Here is a 21,273-nt window from a genome sequence, read left to right on the forward strand (position 1 = left end):
AGATCCTGTCCGAAAGATTAACGAATAAGGTCAGGATCTGCTATCCAACGATGGGAAGGTCAAGCCCTATTTTCATGGATTTCCCGGGCTTGCGTGAAAAACTTAGCGCACCACGCAGTCGATGGCGGCAGGCTTGCTGCCGCCGGCAGAACCGCCGCCGCTTGAGGACGATGGCACAAAGGCAGCTGGTGGCGTGAACTTTATGCCAGGATTGACGGGCAGCAGCGTGGGCGGCTGCTGGAAGTTGGGCGTAAAACCGAACTGGCCCGGGGCAAAGTTGAGCGTGCCCGCAGGATTGGTGACATGAATCATGCCATCGAGCACCTGCACATACAAACCTGGCAGGCCAGCCTTGGGCGCCGCTGGCCCGCCAGGTGCCGCCGGCGGCACGTAGCTGGCAATGAAGGTGGTGCCACGGATGCCGATGGTGGCCGCCGGCGTCTTCATCTCGAAGCGCTCCTTGTTGCGCTTGCCCAGCAGGCCGGTGACGGAGCGCAAGCCGCCCTTGAGCAAGCTGAAGATGGCATGGTCGCCATCGGGCTGCTCGGCAGCGTAGCTGAATTGCTCGATCACAAAACTGGTATTCGGTTTCAGGATGATTTCGCTATTGTCGATCAGCTTGATCAAGGCATAGGTTTCCTTTTCCGTCAGCAAGGTGTCACCCTGCTCGACCTCGGACTTGATGGCCAGGATTTTCACCTTGCCGTCTATCTTCTTGGCCATCAGCGGACCACTCAATTGCATGACGGTACCGGCCACCTGCCCCGCCCAGGCGTGTGCGCCCACGCACATCAGGGCCAGCCACAGCAAGGCCTTAATTGCAGTACATTTTTTTAGCGGCATCATCGAATTTGTATCCTGTAGGTTTATCTGTGGCATCGGCAACATCCTTGCTGTCTTTCTTCTTGTCGTCCGGCTTGGCTGGCGGCGTCGACACGAGCACATCATTGGCACGGTCGGCCTGCTTGATGATGCGCAAGGCGTCGTCGATGGCGGCGTTCGTGGCGGCGTCGATCACGGGTTTGTCGATGGTCGTCGCTGGCAGGAAGATGGCATCCGCCATGCTCACCGCGCCATTCGGCGCCAGCAGGGTCACGCCGCTGCGCTGGCGGTTGACGCGCACGCCCGCGTCACCCGTGATGCTGCCTGTTTTCGCCAGCACGTTCAGGCTGCCCGCTGCCGGCAAGGTAAAACTTGCCGTGTCCGCAAAGCGCACACTGGCGCCCGCGCTGGCGCTGAAATTGCCGCCGCTGACGATATTCGCATTGCCGCCGACGCGGATGTCTCCGCCAGCCACCAGGCTGATATCGCGCGCGGCAGCCAACTGCGTGCCATCGCCGAGCAGCACGTCCGTGCTGGCATTGAGCGCGATATCATTGCCCGTGATCTTGCCGTTGACGGTGACGGGGCTGTGCGCCGTCACGCTGACGTTGCCGCCATTCGCATTGATATTGCCAGCGGCGACACCGCCCGTGTTGTCGATGGCGATATTGCCCGCGCCCGTGACGAGCGTTCCCAAGGTCAAGGTGCCCGGCGCCGAGGTATTGTTCAGCGCAATGCCGCCCGCTGCGCTATTGCTGGCGGTAAAACTGCTTACCTGGTTGCCCGCATTGCCCAGCACGATGCCATCGCGTGCCTGCGCAACCAGGCTACCGGCGCGCAGCGCGCCATCCTGGCCGATGGCACCGCCCAAGGCGCTCAGCTGTACAGTGTTCGCCGCCAGGCTGGCGAAGCGCAAGTCGCCAGCCGCTTGCGTGATGGCCAACTGGCCTGCCAGCCGGATGGCGCCGGCAGTCTGATTAAAACTGTTGGCCACGAGCAGATTGCCATTACCGCTCAGCACGCCGCCACCTTGCGCATAGCGGTCCGCCGACAGGCTGCCGTTCAGCAGCAAGCTGCCACCGTTGATTTCCAGGCCGGCCAGGCCGCCCAGCACGGAGCGGTCCAGCGCGCTCTCGCCGAGGGTCAGGCTACCGCCCGTCAACAGCAAGCCCGTCGCCGAGTTCAGGTTTTTCAGGATGGTGTTGCCGGCCGCCGCGCTGTAGGTGACGATGCCCTTGCTGTTTGTAAAATCGACAGCCAGCACGTTCGCGCCTTCCGGCACGACGCCGCCATCCCAGTTGGCCGCATCGCTCCACAAGCCATTGCCGCTGCCGACCCAGGTGGACAATTGTTTTTGCGCAATCGTTGCCTGCGCCGTGCCACCCGTCGTTTCCAGGGTGTAGTTGCCCGCATCGGCGCCCGCCAGGCGGAAACCGCTGGCCGTCACCAGTTTTCCGGCACCCGCGTTCTTGTCGGCAAAGCTGCCGCTGCCGCCCACCACGCTGACCAGGTCCTGGCCCAGCACGCCGTTCGCCAACGCGCTGACAGTGGCGGACGTCGTGCCGTCATATACCTTGCCGGCGGCGTTCAAGCCTGCCAGGGTCAGGCTGGCGGGCGTGATGCTGGCCAGCAAGCCCGTCGGCAAGACGATAAAGTAATTGCCCGCATCGGCGCCCGTCAATGCCACGCCACTGAGCTGCACCGCCTTGGCCGTGCCCACGTTCTTGTCCGCAAAGGTGGCCGCCGCCGAAGCCGTCAAACTGTCGCCGGCGACACGGTCATCGCCCAGACTCAGCTGCGCACCCGTCGTGCCATCGTAAACCTTGTTGCCCGCCACGCCGGACAGGTTCAGCGCGCGCGCGCCGATATCGGCCGTGGTGCTGCCAGCGTTGCTGCCCAGTACGTAGTTGCCGGCATCGCCGCCGCTCAACGCGACATTCGTCACCGTGACGGCTTTGCCGGTACCTGCATTCTTGTTGCCAAACGCGGCATTGCCCGCCAGCGTCAGGGCGTCGCCCTGCACGCGGTCGTCGCCAAAGCTCACCTGCGCAGCCGTCGTGCCGTCGTAGGTCTTGTTGATACCGTTAAAACTTACGTTCAGGGTGCGCGCCGTGATGTCGGCCGTGGTGCTGCCCGCATTGGCGTTCAACACATAGTTGCCCGCGTCAGTGCCGCTCACGCCCACGTTCGTCACCGTGACGGTTTTGCCGGCACCCGCGTTCTTATTGCCAAACGCGGCATTGCCCGCCAGCGTCAGGGCATCGCCCTGCACACGGTCGTCGCCAAAGCTCACTTGCGCACCGGTCGTGCCGTCGTAGGTCTTGTTGATGCCGTTAAAACTCACGTTCAGGGTACGCGCCGCGATGTCGGCCGTGGTGCTACCGCTGTTGGCACCCAAAACATAGTTACCAGCATCGGCGCCGCTCACGCCCACATTGCTTACATTGACGGCCTTGCCGGCACCAGCGTTCTTGTTGTCAAATGCCGCATTGCCCGCCACCGTCAGCACGTCACCTTGCACGCGGTCATCGCCAAAGCCAACCTGTGCGTCCGTCGTGCCATCATAGGTCTTGTTGCTGCCAGTAAAACTCACGTTCAGGGTACGCGCCGCGATGTCGGCAGTCGTGCTGCCCGCATTGGCGTTCAACACATAGTTGCCCGCGTCAGTCCCGCTCACGCCCACGTTCGTCACCGTGACAGCTTTGCCGGTACCCGCGCTCTTGTTGCCGAAGGCCGCATTGCCCGCCACGGTCAAGGCATCGCCTTGGATGCGGTCGTCGCCGAAGCTCACTTGCGCACCAGTCGTGCCGTCATAGGTCTTGTTGCTGCCAGTAAAACTCACGTTCAGGGTACGCGCCGCGATGTCGGCCGTCGTGCTGCCCGCATTGGCGTTCAACACATAGTTGCCCGCGTCAGTACCGCTCACGCCCACGTTCGTCACCGTGACGGTTTTGCCGGTACCCGCGTTCTTGTTGCCGAAGGCGGCATTGCCCGCCAGCGTCAGGGCGTCGCCCTGCACGCGGTCGTCGCCAAAGCCGACCTGTGCCGCTGTCGTGCCGTCATACGTCTTGTTGACGCCATTAAAGCTCACGTTCAGGGTGCGCGCCGCGATGTCGGCCGTGGTGCTGCCCGCATTGGCGTTCAACACATAGTTGCCCGCGTCAGTGCCGCTCACGCCCACGTTCGTCACCGTGACGGCTTTGCCGGTACCTGCATTCTTGTTGCCAAACGCGGCGCTGCCCGCCAGCGTCAGGACATCGCCCTGCACGCGGTCGTCGCCAAAGCTCACTTGCGCAGCCGTCGTGCCGTCATACGTCTTGTTGACGCCGTTAAAACTCACGTTCAGGGTGCGCGCCGTGATGTCGGCCGTGGTGCTGCCCGCATTTCCATTGAGCACGTAGTTGCCCGCATCGGCGCCCGTCAGGTGGCCCGTTGCCACCTGGTAATCGACTACTTTGCCAGTACCCGCATTCTTGTCGCGGAAACTGCCCTGCAAGCCGGCCATGCCGACCTGGTCGCCCGTCACGAGGCCTTCGAAATAGCCATTCAGGACCGCCTGCAAGCCGCCGTCGTAGACGCGGTTTTGCGCGCCCGAGACGCCATAGTTCAGGACGCGCGCCGTGATGGCCGCTGTGCCGTCCGCCGTCGTCGCGGCCAGGCTGTAGTTGCCCAGTTCATTGCCGACCAGGGTCAGGCCGCTGGCGTGCACGGCCTTGCTGCCGCCCACATTCTTGTCGAGGAAAGCGGCGCTACCGCTGACGCTGATATTGTCGCCCGTCACCAGATTGCCCAGCACGTAGCTGGCGCCGTCGTAGCCCAGGGTGCCGTCATAGACCTTGCCATTGCCGCCGATGCTCACCGCCAGCGCGCGCGGCGTGATGGCAAAGGTCGTCGTGCCGCCCAAGGTGATGTCGTATTTGGTCGACCACAGGCCCGTCGCTGCGTAGCTGCCCACGTTGCGCGCGTTGCCGTAGCCAAGGTTGCCATTCACGCCCGTGTCGCCGTCAAGCAATCCCACATAGCCGATCGAACCGAGGAAGGCGGCCAGCTGGCCATCGTAGACCTTGCCTGCCGCATTGCCCGAGAGATTCACTTGCAGCGGCTTCAGGAAAGCCTTCAGCATCGGCGTCGTATAGCCTTCGTAGATGCGCCACACGCTGCTGAAATTGTAGTCGTTGAAGCTGCCCTGCTGCTGCATCTGCGCCGTGCTGCGGCCGCTGGAGCCGCCGCCATCGATCTGCACCAGCGACGTTTCATAATTGAAAAAACCATAGCTGAACGGGGAACCGGCGGAGACGCGGCCGGCCACCGCGCCCACGGCCGCATAGCCGTCACCGGTCACGGCGCCGCTGCTGAAGACATGGCTGACGCTGCCCGTGCTTTCACCAACGAGCCCGCCCATGTTTTCCCTGACCAGGATGGGGTCGGCACTGCCGGCCCGGCCCACGGCGCCGCTGGCGTACGCATCGTCGATAGTGCCGCCGTTCAGGCCCACCAGGCCGCCGATGCTGCGCGCGCCAGTGACATTGCCGGTGGCATACGACTGGCTCAGCGCACCCTGGTTGTTGCCGACCAGGCCGCCAATCATCTCGCGCGCGCCCGTCACCACGCCGCTGGCGTACGAAGTCGCGATGGTAGCGCCGGACGCATTCAATCCCGCCAGGCCGCCGATGGCGCCGCCATTGTCGGCATTGACGCCGGTGACGGCGCCGCTGCTGCTGGACATGGTGATGGCGCCGCCGTTGCTGCCCACCAGACCGCCGACATTGCGCTGGCCGCTGACGGCCATGCTGCTGTTCACGCCATCGACGGTGCCGCTGACGACATTGCCCGCCAGCGCGCCCACGTTGGCCGTGCCGGTGACGCTGCCGCCGCTCAGAGTCAGGTTGCGCAAGGTGCCGCCCTGCACGGTGCCAAACAGGCCTGCCGCCGAACCGGACGCCAGGCTGCGGTCGATTTTCAAATTGCTGAGAGTAAATCCGCCGCCATCGAACACGCCGGAAAAACCGCTGCCGCCGCCAGCGATCGGCACAAAGCCCTGGCCATCGTTCCAGTTGACCGTGCCGCTGGCGTCGATATTGCCAGCCAGCCGATAGCTGTTGCCCAGACCCAGGCTGGCGATGCCTTGCAAGCCGTAGATATCGGCGATCAGGTAGGGCGAGGACGCGCCGCCGTCGCCGCCGGACGCGCGCAGGAAGCTGCCCTGCGCAATGCCGAAGCCGCGCGCGGAAAACATGGGCAGGCTGGCGCTGTTCTGCACCCAGCGTCCGCCATCGAGCAGGAAGTCGCCGCCTACGCTGACGGCGCCGCTCGCACTGATGTTGCCGCCGGAAGCAAGGGTCAAGCCCCTGGCCACGCTAAGGGGGGCGTTCAGATTGATATTGCCGCCCGTGCGCAGCACAAGCTGGTTCAATTCGCCTTGCGACGCCAGGTCCAGCCCGCCGATGAGATTCACGACTCCGGCAAAACTGTCGCTGCCCACCTGCACCGTGCCGGCGCTGATGGTTTTCAATTCCGCCTCGCTCAGGCCCAGGCTGCTGGCATTGTCCGCCGCCCCCGTACCCAGCGTGATGGTGCCCACGCTGGACCGGCGGCTCAGGCTGACGGTGCCGCCCGCCGTGGCCGCTACCGATTGCGCGCCGCCGCCCAGGCTCATATTGTCGGCAACCAGATTGACCGCCCCGGCGGACAGGCCGCCGCCGCTGGCGACCGACAGCAAGCCACCGGCCGTGGCGGCAATGCCGCTGCCATCCTGGCGCAACGCCAGCGTGTTCGATACGAGCACATTGCCGCCGCTTTCGAGCACCAGGTTTTTCACGCCGCCGCCCGGCGCGACCGTCGCCAGATCGACCGCCTGCTCCACCGTCAGGTCGCCGCCAGTGGCGCTGCCGATATGCACGCTGCCGGCGGCGATGCGGTTCAGTTCGGCATTTGTCAGGCGCAGGCCGTTACCGGGCTTGTCGCCCAGCACGATCTCCCGTCCCGCCGTGAACGCCTGCATGGTCACCCCGGCATTGCCCGCAGCGCCGCCAACATTGATGGCGCCGTTGATGCTGATGTTGTCCGCCTCCAACAGCACCGTCTGGCCGGTGACACCACTGCCCAGCAGCTGATCGCCGCTGCCCGTCAAATCGATGGCACCACCGGCGACATTCGCGCGCAAGACCAGGTTGCCATTGCCGACATTGACCGAGCCGACGCCGAAAGTGACGCCGGCGCCGGACAGCCGTACGTTGCCATTGCCGCTGTCAAGCGCCGCATTCAGGTTGACGTTCGAGCCGACGCCATAAGCCATGCCTGCGGCCGCATCGTTGGCCGACAGCGTGATATGCCCGCCACTGGTGGTGATGGGCGCATTGACATTGATGATTTCGCCCGCCTGCGCCGTCAAACCCACGCCTTGCTGCGTGATGTGGATGGCACTGTTGAAATTGATGCGGTGCAGGGCCTGCAAGGTGACGTTGCTGCTGGCGTCAGAAATGAGGTCGGCGCCAATGCTGGTGTTGCCGGTGGACGGAGAGTCGGCGAACTGGTCGACGTCAGTCAGCTGGCCGCCCGCGCCGGCGACCACGGTGATGTCGTACGGGTCAAGCAGCCAGTTGCCGCGCTTGCCGCGCGCCGCGTCCGTATTGACGCGGACGCCGTCGACGGCCAGGTAATGGCCGGACGTTTCCACGAAGCCGCCGTCGCCGCCTTGTGCGCCGCCGCGTGCGGAAATGCTGCCGTGCACCTGCGCCGATTCATTGCCCCAGGCGATGACCTTGCCGCCGTTGCCGCTGTCAATCGCATCGGCGTTGATGTTGGCGTCCTTGCCGACGAGTACTTGCCGCGCATTTTGCACGGCCGCGTTCTTGCCCTGGTAGTCGCCACCCAGCAAGACCGTGCCGCCGCCCGCAGTGCCGCTGGCATCGACCTTCGCATTGCCCAGCAAACCCACCTGCTCGCCCAGCACCTGGATGTCGCCACCTTTACCCGCCGCGCCCCTGGCGCTGGTGACGCTGCCCGCCTCGAGCAGCGCCTTGCCGCTGGCCTTGAGCACGATCCTGCCGTTCTCGCCGACGACGGCGCTGTTGGCGTTGAGCACGCCGCGCTGGCTGACCAGCGCGCCGGCCATGCCGATGCTGCCGCCCTGGGCGATGATCTGGCCCAGGTTCAGCGCCTGGTCGCCTGGTGCCGAGACGAGCACGCGCAGCTGCGGATTACCGGGGTCGGCCAGCTGCACGCTGCGCCCGGCAGCCAGGATCACTTCGCCATTTGGCGCCGTGATGATGCCCGTGTTTTCCACGTTCGGTGCGATCAGGAGCACTTGCCCGCCCTTGCCCGCATTGATGGTACCCGCATTGCCGACGCCGCCGGCCACGCCGCCGGCCGTGAACTGGCGCTTGCCGGCCAGGAAATCCTCGTTCGTCATGCCCAGGCTGGACGCGACCAGCCCGTTCACGTCCACTTTCGCGCCCTGGCCGAAGACGATGCCGTTCGGGTTGATCAGGAAGACCTTGCCGTTCGATTCCAGGCTGCCCAGGATCTTGCTGGGGTCTTGTCCCGTGATGCGGTTCAATACGGCGCTATTGCCGTTTTGCTGGATGAAGCGCGTGATTTCGCCCGCATGGATGGAAAAGCTCTGCCAGTTGATGATGGTGTTGGGCGTGTTCGTGATCGAGAAGATATTGCCCTGCTGGTTGAACGTGGCCTGTCCGTTGACCACCTGCGGCAAGGCGGGGTTGGCCTGCGCGGCGCCGAAGCAGCCGGCCAGCAGCAACGCCAGCGCCGTGCGGCGCAAAGGCGGCGCAAAGGGCGGCGTCAGGATGAAAGCGGAGGCGTGCGGGACGTGGTTGTGCATGGTGTTCATCCTGATACTAGTAGGCCAAGGCGAGGCGGAAATGCAGGCGGTTGGCGCCCCGCTGTCCCGTGTCGCCGCCATTGACGACATGGGCGTAATCGAGTTGCAGATTGGCGTAGCGGCTCAGCAGCAAACGCAGGCCGAGGCCGCCGCTGCTGATGCCTTGCGACGCGCTTTCGCCGGGCAAGCCATGGTTGCGGCGCAGCCAGGCCGTGTCATAGAACGCCAGCGCGCGGCATTGGTAGCCGAGCGCCTGGCCGCACCAGTTCGGCGTGTACCACTCCAGGTTCAGGTTGACACCCGAATCGTTCGATACCTCGCGCTCGGCAAAGCCGCGCACGGACGCGGCGCCGCCGGCGCCGAACTGCTCGCCCGGCACCAGCGCGTCCGGCGTGACTTGCGCATTGACGAGCGCGCGCCACTGCCAGTCGCCGGCCAGCACGCGTCCCGTGCTGGCGCTCAGTCGCAAGGTGCTGTAGGCGGCCTTCGCATGCGCGCGCACCCGGTCGAAATCGGCTTGCGCACCATGCTTGCCGCCAGGGATATTGTGCGCGAAGGTGACCGCCACGCTCGTCTCGCCCGTGGGCAAGGTCCAGTTGCCGATGTAGCTGATGCTGAGCGGATGCACGGTGACGTCGGCGCCCAGTTCCATGCCGAACAGCTGCACGCTGTTGCGGTAAGCCTTGTAATCGATGCCGTACACGAGCTTGGGTTCGAAGTCGCCGCTGCGGGCAAAGTTCTGGTTGTAGCGGATGCCGGCCATGCTGCCCTGGCCGCTGACGGCCAGGTCGAAGATGCCGGCCGAGACGCTGCCCGAATCGACGTTCGAATAGCTGGCGAAAAAGTCCATCGAATCGCCCAGCGCATACAGCGGCAAATGGTAGCCGGCGCCATACACGCCCACCTTGTCGGGCTTTTCCAGGCTGCTCGTGTACTGCAGGCTGGCCACATGGTCGAGCCCGAACAGGTTGGCATGCTGGAGCACGACGCCCACGTGTGTCTTGCCCGTTTGCGCATTGCCCGTATTGTCCACGTTGAGCATGGCTTTCCACGGCTTTTCATCGGCCACCGTGACGATGGCGTCGATGGCGCCCGCCGGCTCGTCGGCCTGCAGCCGCACTTCGATCTTGCGCGCCGGGTTTTCATTGGCCAGCTTCAGGCTTTGCGACAGGGCCGGCAGGTTCGGCGTCTCGCCTTCGCGCAGAGACGGCAAGGCGCGCCGCACGTTGGCCTCATCGGCGTAGGTGTTGCCGCTGATGGCGACCTTGCCCAGCGGCGTTTGCAGCACGCTCAGGCGCACCACGCCGCGTTCCAGTTCCTGCTCGGGCAATTGCACCTGCACGGCGCTGTAACCGCGCTCGCGGTAGGCCGCTTCCAGCGCCTCGACGGCGCGGGCGATGTCGGAAAAATCGCGCTGCACGCCCGTAAAGGGCGCCAGCAAGGCTTGCACCTGCGCGGACGTGAGCAGGGTATTGCCCTGGACGTCGAAGCGGCGGATTTCGAAGCGCGGCACGCCGTCTTCCTGCGCGGCAGGGGTAGCGTCATCCATGGAAACAGCAGCGCCGGCGGCGCCGACGGCGAACAGCAGCGCGGAACCCGCAAGCAGGTGCACCAAACGATATGTCATGTGAAGGATTTCTTGTGTAACCGGACAAGCGCGCGGCCCGCAGGCGCCTGCATGTCCGACAATGGATTGAAGACAAATTTTAGACGGCTTTTAGTTTCCAGTCAGAAATTTCTAACATTTCTCCCTGATTTTTATCGCAACGCAACAAACCGTGCGCCGAGAATGATGAAAAATGCCGCAATGGCCGGCCTATTTGCTATGCAATTCCGTCACGCCATCCCAGCCGGCGGGCGGCGGCGCGCTCTGGTACTGCTCCAGGCGCGCCGCATACAGCCGGTACAAGCCATCGCCGGGAAAGTCCGCCTGCAAGCGGGCCAGCTGCGCGCCGGCCGCCGCCCAGTCGCTCGCGCGCAGACTGGCCAGCACAGCATGCCAGCGCTCGAGCTGCGCCAGCTCGGCGGCAGGGGCGCCGGCCAGCGGGCAGCGCGGCTCGAAGATGGCCACCGCTTCCTGCTTGCCGACCACTCTGACGCGGTCGAGCTCGCGGTATAGAAAGTCCGGGGCGGCGGCGCGCGTAGCCTCGCCCACGACGATGCCCACGCCATACAGCTTGCTGGCCCCTTCCAGGCGGGCGGCCAGGTTGACGCTGTCGCCCATCACGGTATAGGCGCGGCGGATGCGCGAACCCATGTCGCCCACATGCATGGGTCCCGTATTGATGCCGATGCCGATGCGCAGCGCCGGCCAGCCGCGCGCGCAAAACTGCTGGTTCAGCCGCGCCGCGCTGCCCTGCATCAGCAGGGCGCTGGCCACGGCCCGGCTGGCGTGATCACCAAAGGCGACGGGCGCGCCCCAGAATGCCATCACGGCGTCGCCGATGTATTTGTCCAGGGTGCCGCCATGGCTGTCGCGTATATCTTCCGACATGGCCGTCAGGTATTCGTTGATATATTCGCGCAGCGCGGCCGGCGCCAGCTGCTCGGAAATGGCCGTGAAACCGCGCACGTCAGCAAACAGCACCGTCAGTTCGCGGTTCTCGCCCTCCATCGTGTAGCGGCGCGGATCGTCGGCCATCTCGGCCACCAGCTCGGGCGCCACGTATTCGCCGAAGCGCGCCACCAGCGCGCGTCCCTTGCGCACCTCGAAAAAGTAACCCCACGCCAGGTTGGCGATGAACAGCGCAACGATCAGCAACAGCAGCACGGCGCCGCCCAGCACCAGGTCGTGCGTGGCATACAGATACAGGTTGATGCCGATGGCCGCCGCCAGCGCGCCGAGGGTAGCCAGCATCACGCCGGCCGGCGGCAGCACGGCCAGGGCGCCCGCCAGCAGCAGGCCAAACAGCAGTATCTGCACCAGTTCGAGCGCCAGCGCATAGTCGGGCCGCGCCTTGAAGCGCCCGTCGAGCATGGACTTGATCAGGTTGGCGTGCACTTCCACCCCCGGATATTCGGCATTCACGGGCGTGGCGCGGATATCGTTCAAGCCGGGCGCCGTCGTGCCCACCAGCACAATGGCGCCCTTGAGCAGCGCCGGCGGCACCGTGCCGGCCAGCACGTCGGACGCCGACACGTAACGGAAGCCGCCGCCATCGGGACCACCCGCGCCGCGGTACTGCACCGTCGTCGTCAAGGCTTCGCCCACGGGGATCGCCAGCGCGCCGCGCGGCGTGAACAGCATGATGTGTTCGAGGCCGCCGCTGGCCAGCTCGCGCGCCGACAGGGTATCGGCCGTGCCCGTGAAACGGGGGGCGATGGCGCGCGCCTGCAGGTAGACGGCGACGGTAGCCAGCGACAGCGACGGGTAATAGCCGTCGCCGATGCGCTGCAGCAGGGTCGAGGAACGCACGACGCCATCGGCATCGGTCAGCGCCGTGAAGATGCCAGCGCCTTGCGCGGCCGCCTGCAGGGGCGCGATATTGGCTTCGTAGCCGCGCGCCACATAGGCCGTCACCGTGCGGCCATTCAGGTCGGCGACGGTAAAGGCGGGCTTGGGCAGCACGCCCTTTCTTTGCTGCTCCGAGACGCTGTAGCCGAGCACCACGGGCTGGCCGCGCATGGCCTCGGCGAACAAGCCGTCGTAATCCATGGCCGGACGCAGTTTTTCCAGCTGCGCCGGCAAGCCGGCCACGCCCGCCAGTTCGCCCTGCGCCAGTCCTTGCAGCACGGCGTAGCCGGAACTGGTGTCCGCTTCGGGAAACGCAATATCGAAGCCCAGCGCGGCCACGCCGTAATGGCCGGCGAGCTGGCGCACCAGGCGCGCCTGGATGTCGCGGCTCCAGGGAAAACGGCCCACCTTGGCCAGGCTTCGCTCATCGATGTCGACGATGACGATGCGGCGGTCCAGCTGCGGCGTTTCCGCGCGCATGCGCCAGTCGCCCAGCATGGCGTCCAGCCGCGCGACTGTGTCGTTGCCGGCCAGGCACAGCACGGCCGCCGCCAGAGTCAGCAGTATTCCCAGCAGCGACCGCGCCCCATGCTTGCGCCAGGCCTGCGACAGCTTCAAGGGATATAGCCCGGAATGGCCGCCTCGTCTACGGCATCGATCTGGCTCGGATGCATGTGCTTTTCAGCGAAGGTCAGATAGACCTTGCTGCGAATGAAAACGTCGAACAGCTCAGGGTCGATATGCCCGTTCAAGCTGAAATTGCCGAGGATGCGCAGCGATTCGGACAGCGACTTGCCCTTCTTGTAGGGCCGGTCGCGCGCCGTCAGCGCCTCGAAAATATCGGCGATGGCCATCAGCCTCGCAGGCACCGACATCTGCTCTTTCGTCAGCCCCCGTGGATAGCCCTTGCCATCCATGCGCTCGTGGTGGCCGCCCGCGTATTCGGGCACCTTTTGCAGGTGCTTGGGCCACGGCAGCGCTTCGAGCATGCGGATCGACACGCTGATATGGTTGTTGACGATGGCCCGCTCCGCCGCCGTCAGCGTGCCGGCGCGAATGGTCAGATTTTCCGTCTCGTCGGCGTCGAGAAAATCGCGCAGTTCGCCGTCGGCAGATCGCCAGCGGCGCCTGGCGATCTGCCGCACGCGCTCCTGGTCGGCCTGCGCCATGCTTTCACCGCCGATATTGACCGTGCGGATGAAGTCGCGTTCCTCGCGCAGCGCCGCCTGCTCCTGCTCCAGTGCGCGGGCGATGGCCTCCTTTTGCAGCGGCTGCGCCGCCTGCTGGCGCAGGGCCGCGATCTCGGCGTCGCGCAGCAGCACTTCGTAGCGCGTGTCAATCAGGGCGATGCGGTCGAAAATGGTCTCCAGCTTGGTGGCCTTGTCGACCACGTGCACGGGCGTGGTGATCTTGCCGCAGTCGTGCAGCAGGCCGGCCAGCCACAACTGCTTGCGCTCGTTGTCGCTGAGCCGGAAATCGGCCAGCGGCCCCGTTTGCGTGGCGTGCGCGGCGTCGGCCAGCAGCATCGTCAGTTCGGGCACGAACTGGCAGTGCCGTCCCGTGTACGGCGACTTTTCATCGATGCCGATATTGATCAGGGTAACGAGCGATTCGAGCAGCTCTTCCAGCTGCGAGATCAGCAGCTGATTCGTCAGCGCCACGCCCGCCTGCGCGGCCAGCGCCTCGATGAAGCGCTGGTCGGTGGAGGAAAAGGCGCGCACCTGGCCCGTCTCGCCATCCTTGGCATTGACCAGTTGCAGCACGCCGATCAGGTCGCCCTCATGGTCGCTCATGGGCACCGTCAGGATCGATTGCGTGTGGTAGCCGTGGTGGCGGTCGAACTCGCGCATGCCGGAAAAATTGAAGGCCTCGTCGCGGTAGACGTCGGCGATATTCACGCTGCGGCGCATGTTCGCCGCGTACGCCGCCACGGACGCCAGGTTGGGCTGGCCCGCGCCATCGAACAGGGGCACGCCCGGCAAGCCCATGTCGGCGCCTTGCGCGATGCCCAGGCTGTCGTTGACGCTGATGTCGAACGCCAGCTGGCGGCCCTCGCGCGCGGGCCGGTACAGGGTCGCGCCATCGGCGCCGCTCATGCTTTTTGCCAGCAGCACGATGCGATGCAACAGCGCGCCGATGTCGTGCCCCTCGCCGCCCAGGCCGTGGCCGAGCGCGACACTGAGTTCGGTCAATTGCTCCAGTCTGTAGGCGATTTTCTCAGGGTGCAACTGAGGCATATTGGTGGCAATCAGGTAATGGGCAAGCAAAAAAGGGGAAGTCGGCAAGCGCCAGTGTAACGGCCGTCCCGCGCACTGTACATTACTTAGTCACAACAAAATGAAATTACTTTCCGTATCACAACACGCATAAATGTTGCCGCCAATCTCATTAATTAGAATAGAATCAACAATAATTACACCGTAACAAGGTACTGAATGAAATTCACGTTCAGGGGCGTGCGCGGCTCCATCCCCTCCCCCGGCCCGCGCACGGCGCGCTATGGCGGCAACACCACGTGCATCGAAGTGCGCACCGACAACGATAGCCTGATCATTCTCGATGCGGGCAGCGGCATCTTTTCGCTGGCACAGCAACTGCCGCCGGGCCAGCCCGTCGATGCGCACGTCTTCATCACGCACAGCCACTGGGACCACATCCACGGCTTGCCCATGTTCTCGCCCCTGTTCGTGGCCGGCAACCGCATGCGCCTGCATGGCGCCTTTGACGGCATCAGCGGGCGCGGCATCGAGCACGTGATGGCGGTGCAGCTGCAAGGCAGTTATTTCCCCGTCAGCGAAGCGGCCATGGCGGCCTGCATCGAGTACCGCACTCTGGCGCCAGGCGAAGCCGTCGAGGTGGGCGGCGCGCACGTGCGCGGCGCGGAAATGAACCATCCCGTCGTCAACCTCGGCTACCGCATCGACTGCGGCGGCGCCTCGCTGTTTTTCAGCGGCGACCATGAACCGTTCTACAACCTGCACCCGCCCGGTCACGCCGAACATGCGGCCTGCGCGGCGCGCAATGCGCAGCGCCAGGCCGGCATCGACGCGCTCGTCGCCGACGTCGACGCGCTGATCATGGACTGCTCGTACACGCGTGAAGAATACCCGGGCAAGCAGGGCTGGGGCCACGGCACCTTCGACGCCGCCTTCGACCTGGCCCTGCGCTGCGGCGCGCGGCGCCTGTACTGCACCCACCACGAACCGACCCGCAGCGACGAGCAGCTCGAAGCCGTGTTTGCCGACGTGATGGGCCGTTACAGCAGCCGGCTCGACGACTTGCAAGTATTCCTCGCCTGCGAGGGACTGACGGTGGAACTGGCCGGCGCATAAAAAAAGGGAGCCGCAAGGCTCCCTTTTTACTGGCGTTGACTATCCATTACATGATGTGGTGGCCTATCCACCAGGCGACTGCTGCGACGAAGGCCGAAGCGGGAATCGTGAAGATCCAGGCCCAGACGATATTGCCCGCCACACCCCAGCGCACGGCCGACATCTTCTGCGACGAGCCGACGCCGACGATGGCGCCCGTGATGGTGTGCGTGGTCGACACGGGAATGCCCAGCGCCGTCGAGACGAACAGGGTGATCGCGCCACCCGTTTCGGCGCAGAAGCCGCCGACGGGTTTGAGCTTGGTGATCTTCTGGCCCATGGTCTTGACGATGCGCCAGCCACCAAACAAGGTGCCGAAGCTGATGGCCGTATAGCACGAGATGATGACCCACATCGGCGGCATGGCATCGGCCGCGCTCGAGTAGCCGGCGGCGATCAGCAGCATCCAGATGATGCCGATGGTTTTTTGTGCATCGTTGCCGCCGTGGCCCAGGCTGTAGGCTGCCGCCGAGACCAGCTGCAGCCGGCGGAACCACTTGTCGACCTTGCGCGGCGTCGAGCGCACGAAGATCCACGACACGAGCAGCATCATGATGGAGCCGAACACGAAGCCCAGTACCGGTGCGATGACGATGAAGGCGACGGTTTTCCACAGGCCGGCCGCGACCAGCGCGCCCGTGCCGGACTTGGCGACAGCGGCGCCCACCAGGCCGCCGATCAGGGCGTGCGAGGACGACGATGGAATGCCGTAGTACCAGGTAAACAAATTCCAGAAGATGGCGCCCATCAGCGCGCCGAAGATCACGTACTGGTCGATCACTGCCGGATCGATGGTGCCCTTGCCCACCGTGGCGGCCACGGTCAGCTGGTGGAACACGAAGATGGCGACAAAGTTGAACGTGGCAGCCATGGCAACCGCGGTCTGCGGTTTCAATACGCCCGTCGAGACCACCGTGGCAATCGCGTTGGCGGCATCGTGGAAGCCGTTCATGAAGTCAAACAGCAGCGCCAGGACGATCAACAGGCCTAGCACGTAGATGCTGATTTGTATGGTCATTATAGTTTCTTTTCTGATTCTGGTTCAGGACAGGCCCAACGCTTACGCGTTTTCGACGATGATGCCTTCGATAATATTGGACACATCTTCGCAACGGTCGGTCACGGTTTCCAGAATTTCGTAGATCGCTTTCAGCTTGATCAGATTGCGCACGTCCGGTTCGTCGCGGAACAGCTTGGACATGGCGGCGCGCATTACGTGATCGGCGTCCGATTCCAGGCGATCGATCTCTTCGCAGATGGCGACGATCTTGCGCGAGTTGTCCATGTTGTGCAGCATGGCGACGGCGTCGCGCACTTTTTCGGTACAGGCCAGCACCAGTTCGGCCAGGCGCTTGGCTTCCGGCGTGACGGCCTTCAGGTCGTACAGCGAGACGGTTTGCGCCGCATCTTCCAGCAGGTCGAGGATGTCGTCCTGGCGCGTGATCAGCTGATGGATGTCATCGCGGTCGATCGGCGTGATGAAGGTCTTGTGCAGCATTTCCACGGTGGCGTAGGTGACTTTGTCCGCCTGTTTCTCGATGCTTTCGATCGCATGCACGCGGTTTTCCAGGTCGTCGAAATTGGTCATCAGGCCGAGCATCTCTTTGGCGCCCTTGACGCACAGTTCCGCGTGCTGGTTAAACAATTCAAAAAACTTGCCCTCTGTGGGCATCAAGCGTCCAAACATGTCATTCTCCGTTAAGCATTGAGTCGTGTTATTTACTACAGAAAGCCGCCCCGTTGTCGGGGGCGGCCGATGGAATGCCAGTGCTGCTGAGTCTTAGTCGCCTTGGTAAAGCGCCAGGCCACCACTGTAATTGCCAAATTTGGTGTATTGCCCCATGAAAGTGAGGCGGATGCTGCCGATTGGACCGTTACGTTGTTTACCGATGATGATCTCGGCCGTTCCCTTGTCTGGCGAGTCGGGGTTATACACCTCGTCGCGGTAAATGAACAGGATCACGTCGGCATCCTGTTCAATAGCGCCCGATTCGCGCAAGTCGGACATGACAGGACGTTTATTCGGGCGTTGTTCCAGCGAGCGGTTCAGCTGGGACAGCGCGATCACGGGGCAACCGAGTTCTTTCGCCAGGCCTTTCAAGCCCCGCGAAATCTCGGAAATCTCCGTGGCACGGTTGTCGCCCGGCGTATTGGCCGACATCAGTTGCAAGTAATCGACGATGATCAGGCCCAGCTTGCCGCATTGACGCGACAAGCGGCGCGAGCGGGCACGCAATTCGATGGAATTGAGCGCCGGCGTTTCATCGATGTACAACTGCGCGTCGTTCATCTTCTGAATGGCATTCGTCAGGCGCGGCCAGTCTTCGTCGTTCAGGCGGCCGGTACGCAAACGGTGCTGGTCGAGCTGTCCGACGGAGCCGAGCATACGCATGGCCAGCTGGGCGCCGCCCATCTCCATCGAGAACACGGCCACGGGCAAGCCGCTGTCGATGGCCACGTTTTCACCGATGTTGACGGAAAACGCCGTCTTGCCCATCGAAGGACGGCCCGCCACGATCACCAGGTCGCCCGGCTGCAGACCCGAGGTCATGCGGTCGAGGTCGATGAAACCGGTGGGCACGCCCGTGATTTCACTCTGGTTGTCACGGCTGTACAGTTCGTCGATACGCTCGACCACCTGCGTCAGCAGGGGCTGGATGGCGGTCCAGCCCTGGGCGCCGCGCGCGCCTTCTTCGGCGATGGCGAAAATCTTCGATTCGGCCTCGTCAAGCATCTGCTTGACTTCCTTGCCTTGCGGGCTGAAGGCCGTACCGGAGATATCGTCGGCGACGGTGATGAGTTTACGCAGCACGCCGCGGTCGCGCACGATCTCGGCGTAACGCCGGATGTTCGCGGCCGATGGCGTGTTTTGCGCCATGGCGTTCAGGTAAGCGAGTCCGCCCACGTCATCGGCCTTGCCGAGCTGGGTCAGGGTTTCAAAAACAGTAATGACATCGGCTGGCTTGGAAGCGTTAACCATCTTAACGATTTGCTCGAAGATGATGCGATGGTCATAGCGATAGAAATCCTCCGCATGCATGAAGTCGGCGATGCGGTCATAGGCGGCATTGTCGCGCAGCAGACCACCGATGACGGATTGTTCTGCTTCGATCGAATGCGGCGGAATACGGAGGGAATCCAGTTGCGGATCAGAGGGGGCGTTCATGGCGCGAATTATACCCGCTTCGGCGTGCTGGCAAAAATAAAGGGCTGAAATTGAGCGAAAAAAAGGCCACAAAAAAGCCGGGCGAACCCGGCTTTTCATAGTGCGGCAATGCTTGCGGGCCAGGCCCGCAGACAATTACGCGTTCGCGTCTGGAACGACAGCGATAACAACTTCCACGACCACGTCGGTGTGCAGAGCAACCGAAACGTTGTGCTCGCCAACGATCTTCAGCGGGCCGGTAGGCATGCGGATTTGTGCTTTTTCAACAGCAAAACCTTGCTTGGTCAGCGCTTCAGCGATGTCGAAGTTGGTGACGGAACCGAACAGACGGCCATCAACACCAGCTTTTTGAGCAACTTGAACGGTCAGACCGCTCAGTTTTTCGCCCTGGGCTTGCGATGCGGCCAGTTTGGCGGCAGCAGCTTTTTCCAGTTCGGCGCGCTTGACTTCGAATTCAGCCACAGCGGTTGCCGTAGCACGACGTGCCAGGCGTTGCGGGATCAGGAAGTTACGTGCGTAACCGTCTTTGACTTTGACGACTTCGCCGAGGTTACCGACGTTAACAACTTTTTCTAACAGAATGATTTGCATAGTTCTTCTCCAGGAATATCTGACCGATTAAGCGTGGTGCAGATCGGTGTATGGCAGCAGCGCGAGGAAGCGAGCGCGCTTGATTGCGGTGTCAACTTGGCGCTGGTAGTGCGCTTTGGTACCGGTCAGGCGTGCTGGCATGATCTTGCCGTTTTCTTGGACGAAGTCTTTCAGCGTGTCGACGTCTTTGTAGTCGACTTGCTCAACGTGAGCTGCGGTGAAGCGGCAGAACTTCTTGCGTTTGAACAACGGGTTTTGCTGTTTGCGTTTTTCTTTAAGCTTGAGCTTATTTTTGTCGAACTTTTTACCGAATGCCATGTCAGGCTCCTGTATCTAAAATGCGCTAGTCAGAATTGACTGCACTAAAATCAATGATGTGAAACACCAAACTCTTGCTGTTGCGGCTCTTCCTGGCCAGGAAACCCGTGAACTGATACACCCCGCCCAAGCTTGCCTGACTGAACCTGCCTGAGATTTCGCCAGCGGCTAGCGCGGCAACATCAAACTCGGTCAAACGGGCAATCCCTGCTTCCATCTGCTGCGAACTGTGTTGCAATACTGCATTCACAATCGGCAGCCCTGCCGGGGTATAGCGCAATATTTCGCGCTCGGCAATGATGGCGGTTACTTGTAGCTGGTTCAGCGCACGATCCTGGTCAAGAATTAAGCTGCTGCTGCGGCTGGAGCGGCTGCTGGTGCTTCGGTGCGGTGGCTTTTGGCCGCGTCTTCGCGTTGTACCGATTTCATCATCGGCGAAGGAGCTGTTTCAGCTTTCTTCATTTTAACGGTCAGGTGACGCAACACGGCATCATTGAATTTGAATGCTGTTTCCAACTCGACCAGGGTCTCGTTGTCGCATTCGATGTTCAGGCAGATGTAGTGTGCTTTAGGCAGCTTTTGGATCGAGTAAGCCATTTGACGGCGGCCCCAATCTTCCACGCGGTGAACCGAACCGCCGCGGGTGGTTACGCTGGCTTTGTAGCGTTCGATCATCGCGGGCACTTGCTCGCTTTGGTCCGGATGGACGATAAAGACTATTTCATAATGACGCATGCAAACTCCTTCAGGTCGGATTGATAATCGCCCACCCCGGCGTCAAGACGGGTGTGGGAAGGTCAGCCGAAGATTATAACCGTCTTTTGCAAACGTTTCAATCATTCCTTCCACAAGCGCCCGAAAAGCCCGTGCGCCACCGTGCTTTCCGACCGTGGACAAGTATTTCTTGCGAAATTCGCCCAAAACACGGAAATCCCCTTGCATAGTGGGCGATACTGTACAAAAATACAGACTGTTCATATAGACAGCATTTTAGTATGCACCCACCGCTCATGATCAAGCTGACAGCACGACAAGAACAAATCCTGAACCTGATCAAGGACGCGATTGAAAACACGGGCTTTCCTCCCACCCGTGCCGAAATCGCCAATGAACTGGGTTTCAAATCGGCCAATGCGGCCGAAGAGCATTTGCAGGCCCTGGCCCGCAAGGGCGCGATCGAGATTTCGCCCGGCACCTCGCGCGGCATCCGCCTGATCGGTGCGGCCGCCGAAGCGCCGCCATCGAAAGTGCCGGCAGCCCTGCTGATGTCGCTTCCCCTGATCGGCCGGGTGGCGGCAGGTTCGCCCATCCTGGCGCAGGAAAACCTGGAAGCGAGCTACAACGTCGATCCGGCCCTGTTCTCGGCCAAGCCCGACTTCCTGCTGAAGGTGCGCGGCTGGTCCATGCGCGACGCCGGCATCATGGATGGCGATTTATTGGCCGTGAAAAAAGTCGACAGCGCCAAGAATGGCCAGATCGTCGTCGCCCGCATCGGCGACGAAGTCACCGTCAAGCGCTACAAGAAGACGGGCTCCGTCATCGAACTGCTGCCGGAAAATCCGGACTTCAAGGTCATTACCGTGTCGCCGGAAGATGAATTCGCCCTGGAAGGTTTGGCGGTAGGCTTGATGCGCAGCTGGCATTAAACTGCCGCACGAAAAAAAGGGCCGCGACAGCATCCCTGTCGCGGCCCTTTTTACATGGTGCGCGG

The 21,273-nt window shown here is 63.0% G+C and carries 14 protein-coding genes; 2 read left to right on the forward strand and 12 right to left on the reverse strand.

Going from position 1 to position 21,273, the window contains the following annotated elements:
• Positions 1 to 102: 102 nt before the first annotated feature.
• The 5 genes from KO538_RS03840 to KO538_RS03860 all read right to left on the reverse strand — a co-directional run bounded on the left by KO538_RS03840 (position 103) and on the right by KO538_RS03860 (position 14,353).
• Positions 103 to 846: a FecR family protein gene (locus KO538_RS03840; RefSeq protein WP_257620146.1), complete on the reverse strand. Its 744-nt coding sequence runs from the start codon at positions 844 to 846 to the stop codon at positions 103 to 105.
• The gene (locus KO538_RS03845; protein WP_219327501.1) at positions 815 to 8,662 is read right to left on the reverse strand and encodes a YDG domain-containing protein; all 7,848 of its coding nucleotides are present in this window, start codon (positions 8,660 to 8,662) and stop codon (positions 815 to 817) included. Before KO538_RS03845 ends, KO538_RS03840 begins: the two co-directional genes overlap by 32 nt.
• 16 nt (positions 8,663 to 8,678) lie before the next feature.
• Positions 8,679 to 10,289: a ShlB/FhaC/HecB family hemolysin secretion/activation protein gene (locus tag KO538_RS03850; protein ID WP_219327502.1), complete on the reverse strand. Its 1,611-nt coding sequence runs from the start codon at positions 10,287 to 10,289 to the stop codon at positions 8,679 to 8,681.
• Between the two features lie 189 nt (positions 10,290 to 10,478).
• A complete protein-coding gene (locus KO538_RS03855; protein ID WP_219327503.1) occupies positions 10,479 to 12,734 on the reverse strand; it encodes a CHASE2 domain-containing protein in 2,256 nt (751 codons plus the stop codon).
• Entirely contained in the window at positions 12,731 to 14,353 is a 1,623-nt protein-coding gene (locus tag KO538_RS03860) for an HD family phosphohydrolase (protein ID WP_219327504.1), read from the reverse strand. Before KO538_RS03860 ends, KO538_RS03855 begins: the two co-directional genes overlap by 4 nt.
• 198 nt (positions 14,354 to 14,551) lie before the next feature.
• Here KO538_RS03860 and KO538_RS03865 point away from each other — a divergent pair, with 198 nt between their 5' ends.
• On the forward strand, positions 14,552 to 15,448 hold the full coding sequence (locus KO538_RS03865) for an MBL fold metallo-hydrolase (RefSeq protein WP_072452471.1): 897 nt from the start codon (positions 14,552 to 14,554) through the stop codon (positions 15,446 to 15,448).
• Between the two features lie 46 nt (positions 15,449 to 15,494).
• Here the strand turns inward: KO538_RS03865 and KO538_RS03870 are convergent, their stop codons facing one another.
• The 7 genes from KO538_RS03870 to rpsF form a co-directional block, all read right to left on the reverse strand.
• Complete coding sequence (locus tag KO538_RS03870) at positions 15,495 to 16,508, reverse strand: inorganic phosphate transporter (protein ID WP_072452470.1); 1,014 nt, start codon at positions 16,506 to 16,508, stop codon at positions 15,495 to 15,497.
• Between the two features lie 39 nt (positions 16,509 to 16,547).
• On the reverse strand, positions 16,548 to 17,174 hold the full coding sequence (locus KO538_RS03875) for a DUF47 domain-containing protein (RefSeq protein WP_010400015.1): 627 nt from the start codon (positions 17,172 to 17,174) through the stop codon (positions 16,548 to 16,550).
• 93 nt (positions 17,175 to 17,267) lie between these two features.
• On the reverse strand, positions 17,268 to 18,653 hold the full coding sequence (locus KO538_RS03880; RefSeq protein WP_034750488.1) for a replicative DNA helicase: 1,386 nt from the start codon (positions 18,651 to 18,653) through the stop codon (positions 17,268 to 17,270).
• A gap of 135 nt (positions 18,654 to 18,788) precedes the next feature.
• Positions 18,789 to 19,244, reverse strand: coding sequence for a 50S ribosomal protein L9 (gene rplI / locus KO538_RS03885; RefSeq protein ID WP_034783456.1), 456 nt, complete (start codon positions 19,242 to 19,244; stop codon positions 18,789 to 18,791).
• A 27-nt stretch (positions 19,245 to 19,271) separates the two neighbouring features.
• Entirely contained in the window at positions 19,272 to 19,562 is a 291-nt protein-coding gene (gene rpsR, locus KO538_RS03890) for a 30S ribosomal protein S18 (protein ID WP_010400024.1), read from the reverse strand.
• Positions 19,563 to 19,587: 25 nt separating this feature from the next.
• Complete coding sequence (gene priB, locus KO538_RS03895; RefSeq protein ID WP_034783455.1) at positions 19,588 to 19,887, reverse strand: primosomal replication protein N; 300 nt, start codon at positions 19,885 to 19,887, stop codon at positions 19,588 to 19,590.
• Positions 19,888 to 19,907: 20 nt separating this feature from the next.
• Positions 19,908 to 20,297, reverse strand: coding sequence for a 30S ribosomal protein S6 (rpsF, locus tag KO538_RS03900; protein ID WP_034750499.1), 390 nt, complete (start codon positions 20,295 to 20,297; stop codon positions 19,908 to 19,910).
• Positions 20,298 to 20,572: 275 nt separating this feature from the next.
• Between rpsF and lexA the strand changes: the two genes are divergently transcribed.
• Positions 20,573 to 21,208, forward strand: coding sequence for a transcriptional repressor LexA (lexA, locus tag KO538_RS03905; RefSeq protein WP_034750502.1), 636 nt, complete (start codon positions 20,573 to 20,575; stop codon positions 21,206 to 21,208).
• Positions 21,209 to 21,273 lie beyond the last annotated feature (65 nt).

It is taken from the genome of Janthinobacterium sp. NKUCC08_JDC (genome assembly GCF_019345575.1).
Taxonomy (GTDB): domain Bacteria; phylum Pseudomonadota; class Gammaproteobacteria; order Burkholderiales; family Burkholderiaceae_D; genus Janthinobacterium; species Janthinobacterium aestuarii.

Bases quoted from the DNA above. Each gene is read 5' to 3' on its own strand.
- KO538_RS03840 (WP_257620146.1), bottom strand. From the start codon at position 846: ATGATGCCGCTAAAAAAATGTACTGCAATTAAGGCCTTGCTGTGGCTG.
- KO538_RS03845 (WP_219327501.1), bottom strand. From the start codon at position 8,662: ATGCACAACCACGTCCCGCACGCCTCCGCTTTCATCCTGACGCCGCCC.
- KO538_RS03850 (WP_219327502.1), bottom strand. From the start codon at position 10,289: ATGACATATCGTTTGGTGCACCTGCTTGCGGGTTCCGCGCTGCTGTTC.
- KO538_RS03860 (WP_219327504.1), bottom strand. From the start codon at position 14,353: ATGCCTCAGTTGCACCCTGAGAAAATCGCCTACAGACTGGAGCAATTG.
- KO538_RS03865 (WP_072452471.1), top strand. From the start codon at position 14,552: ATGAAATTCACGTTCAGGGGCGTGCGCGGCTCCATCCCCTCCCCCGGC.
- KO538_RS03875 (WP_010400015.1), bottom strand. From the start codon at position 17,174: ATGTTTGGACGCTTGATGCCCACAGAGGGCAAGTTTTTTGAATTGTTT.
- KO538_RS03880 (WP_034750488.1), bottom strand. From the start codon at position 18,653: ATGAACGCCCCCTCTGATCCGCAACTGGATTCCCTCCGTATTCCGCCG.
- rplI (WP_034783456.1), bottom strand. From the start codon at position 19,244: ATGCAAATCATTCTGTTAGAAAAAGTTGTTAACGTCGGTAACCTCGGC.
- rpsR (WP_010400024.1), bottom strand. From the start codon at position 19,562: ATGGCATTCGGTAAAAAGTTCGACAAAAATAAGCTCAAGCTTAAAGAA.
- rpsF (WP_034750499.1), bottom strand. From the start codon at position 20,297: ATGCGTCATTATGAAATAGTCTTTATCGTCCATCCGGACCAAAGCGAG.
- lexA (WP_034750502.1), top strand. From the start codon at position 20,573: ATGATCAAGCTGACAGCACGACAAGAACAAATCCTGAACCTGATCAAG.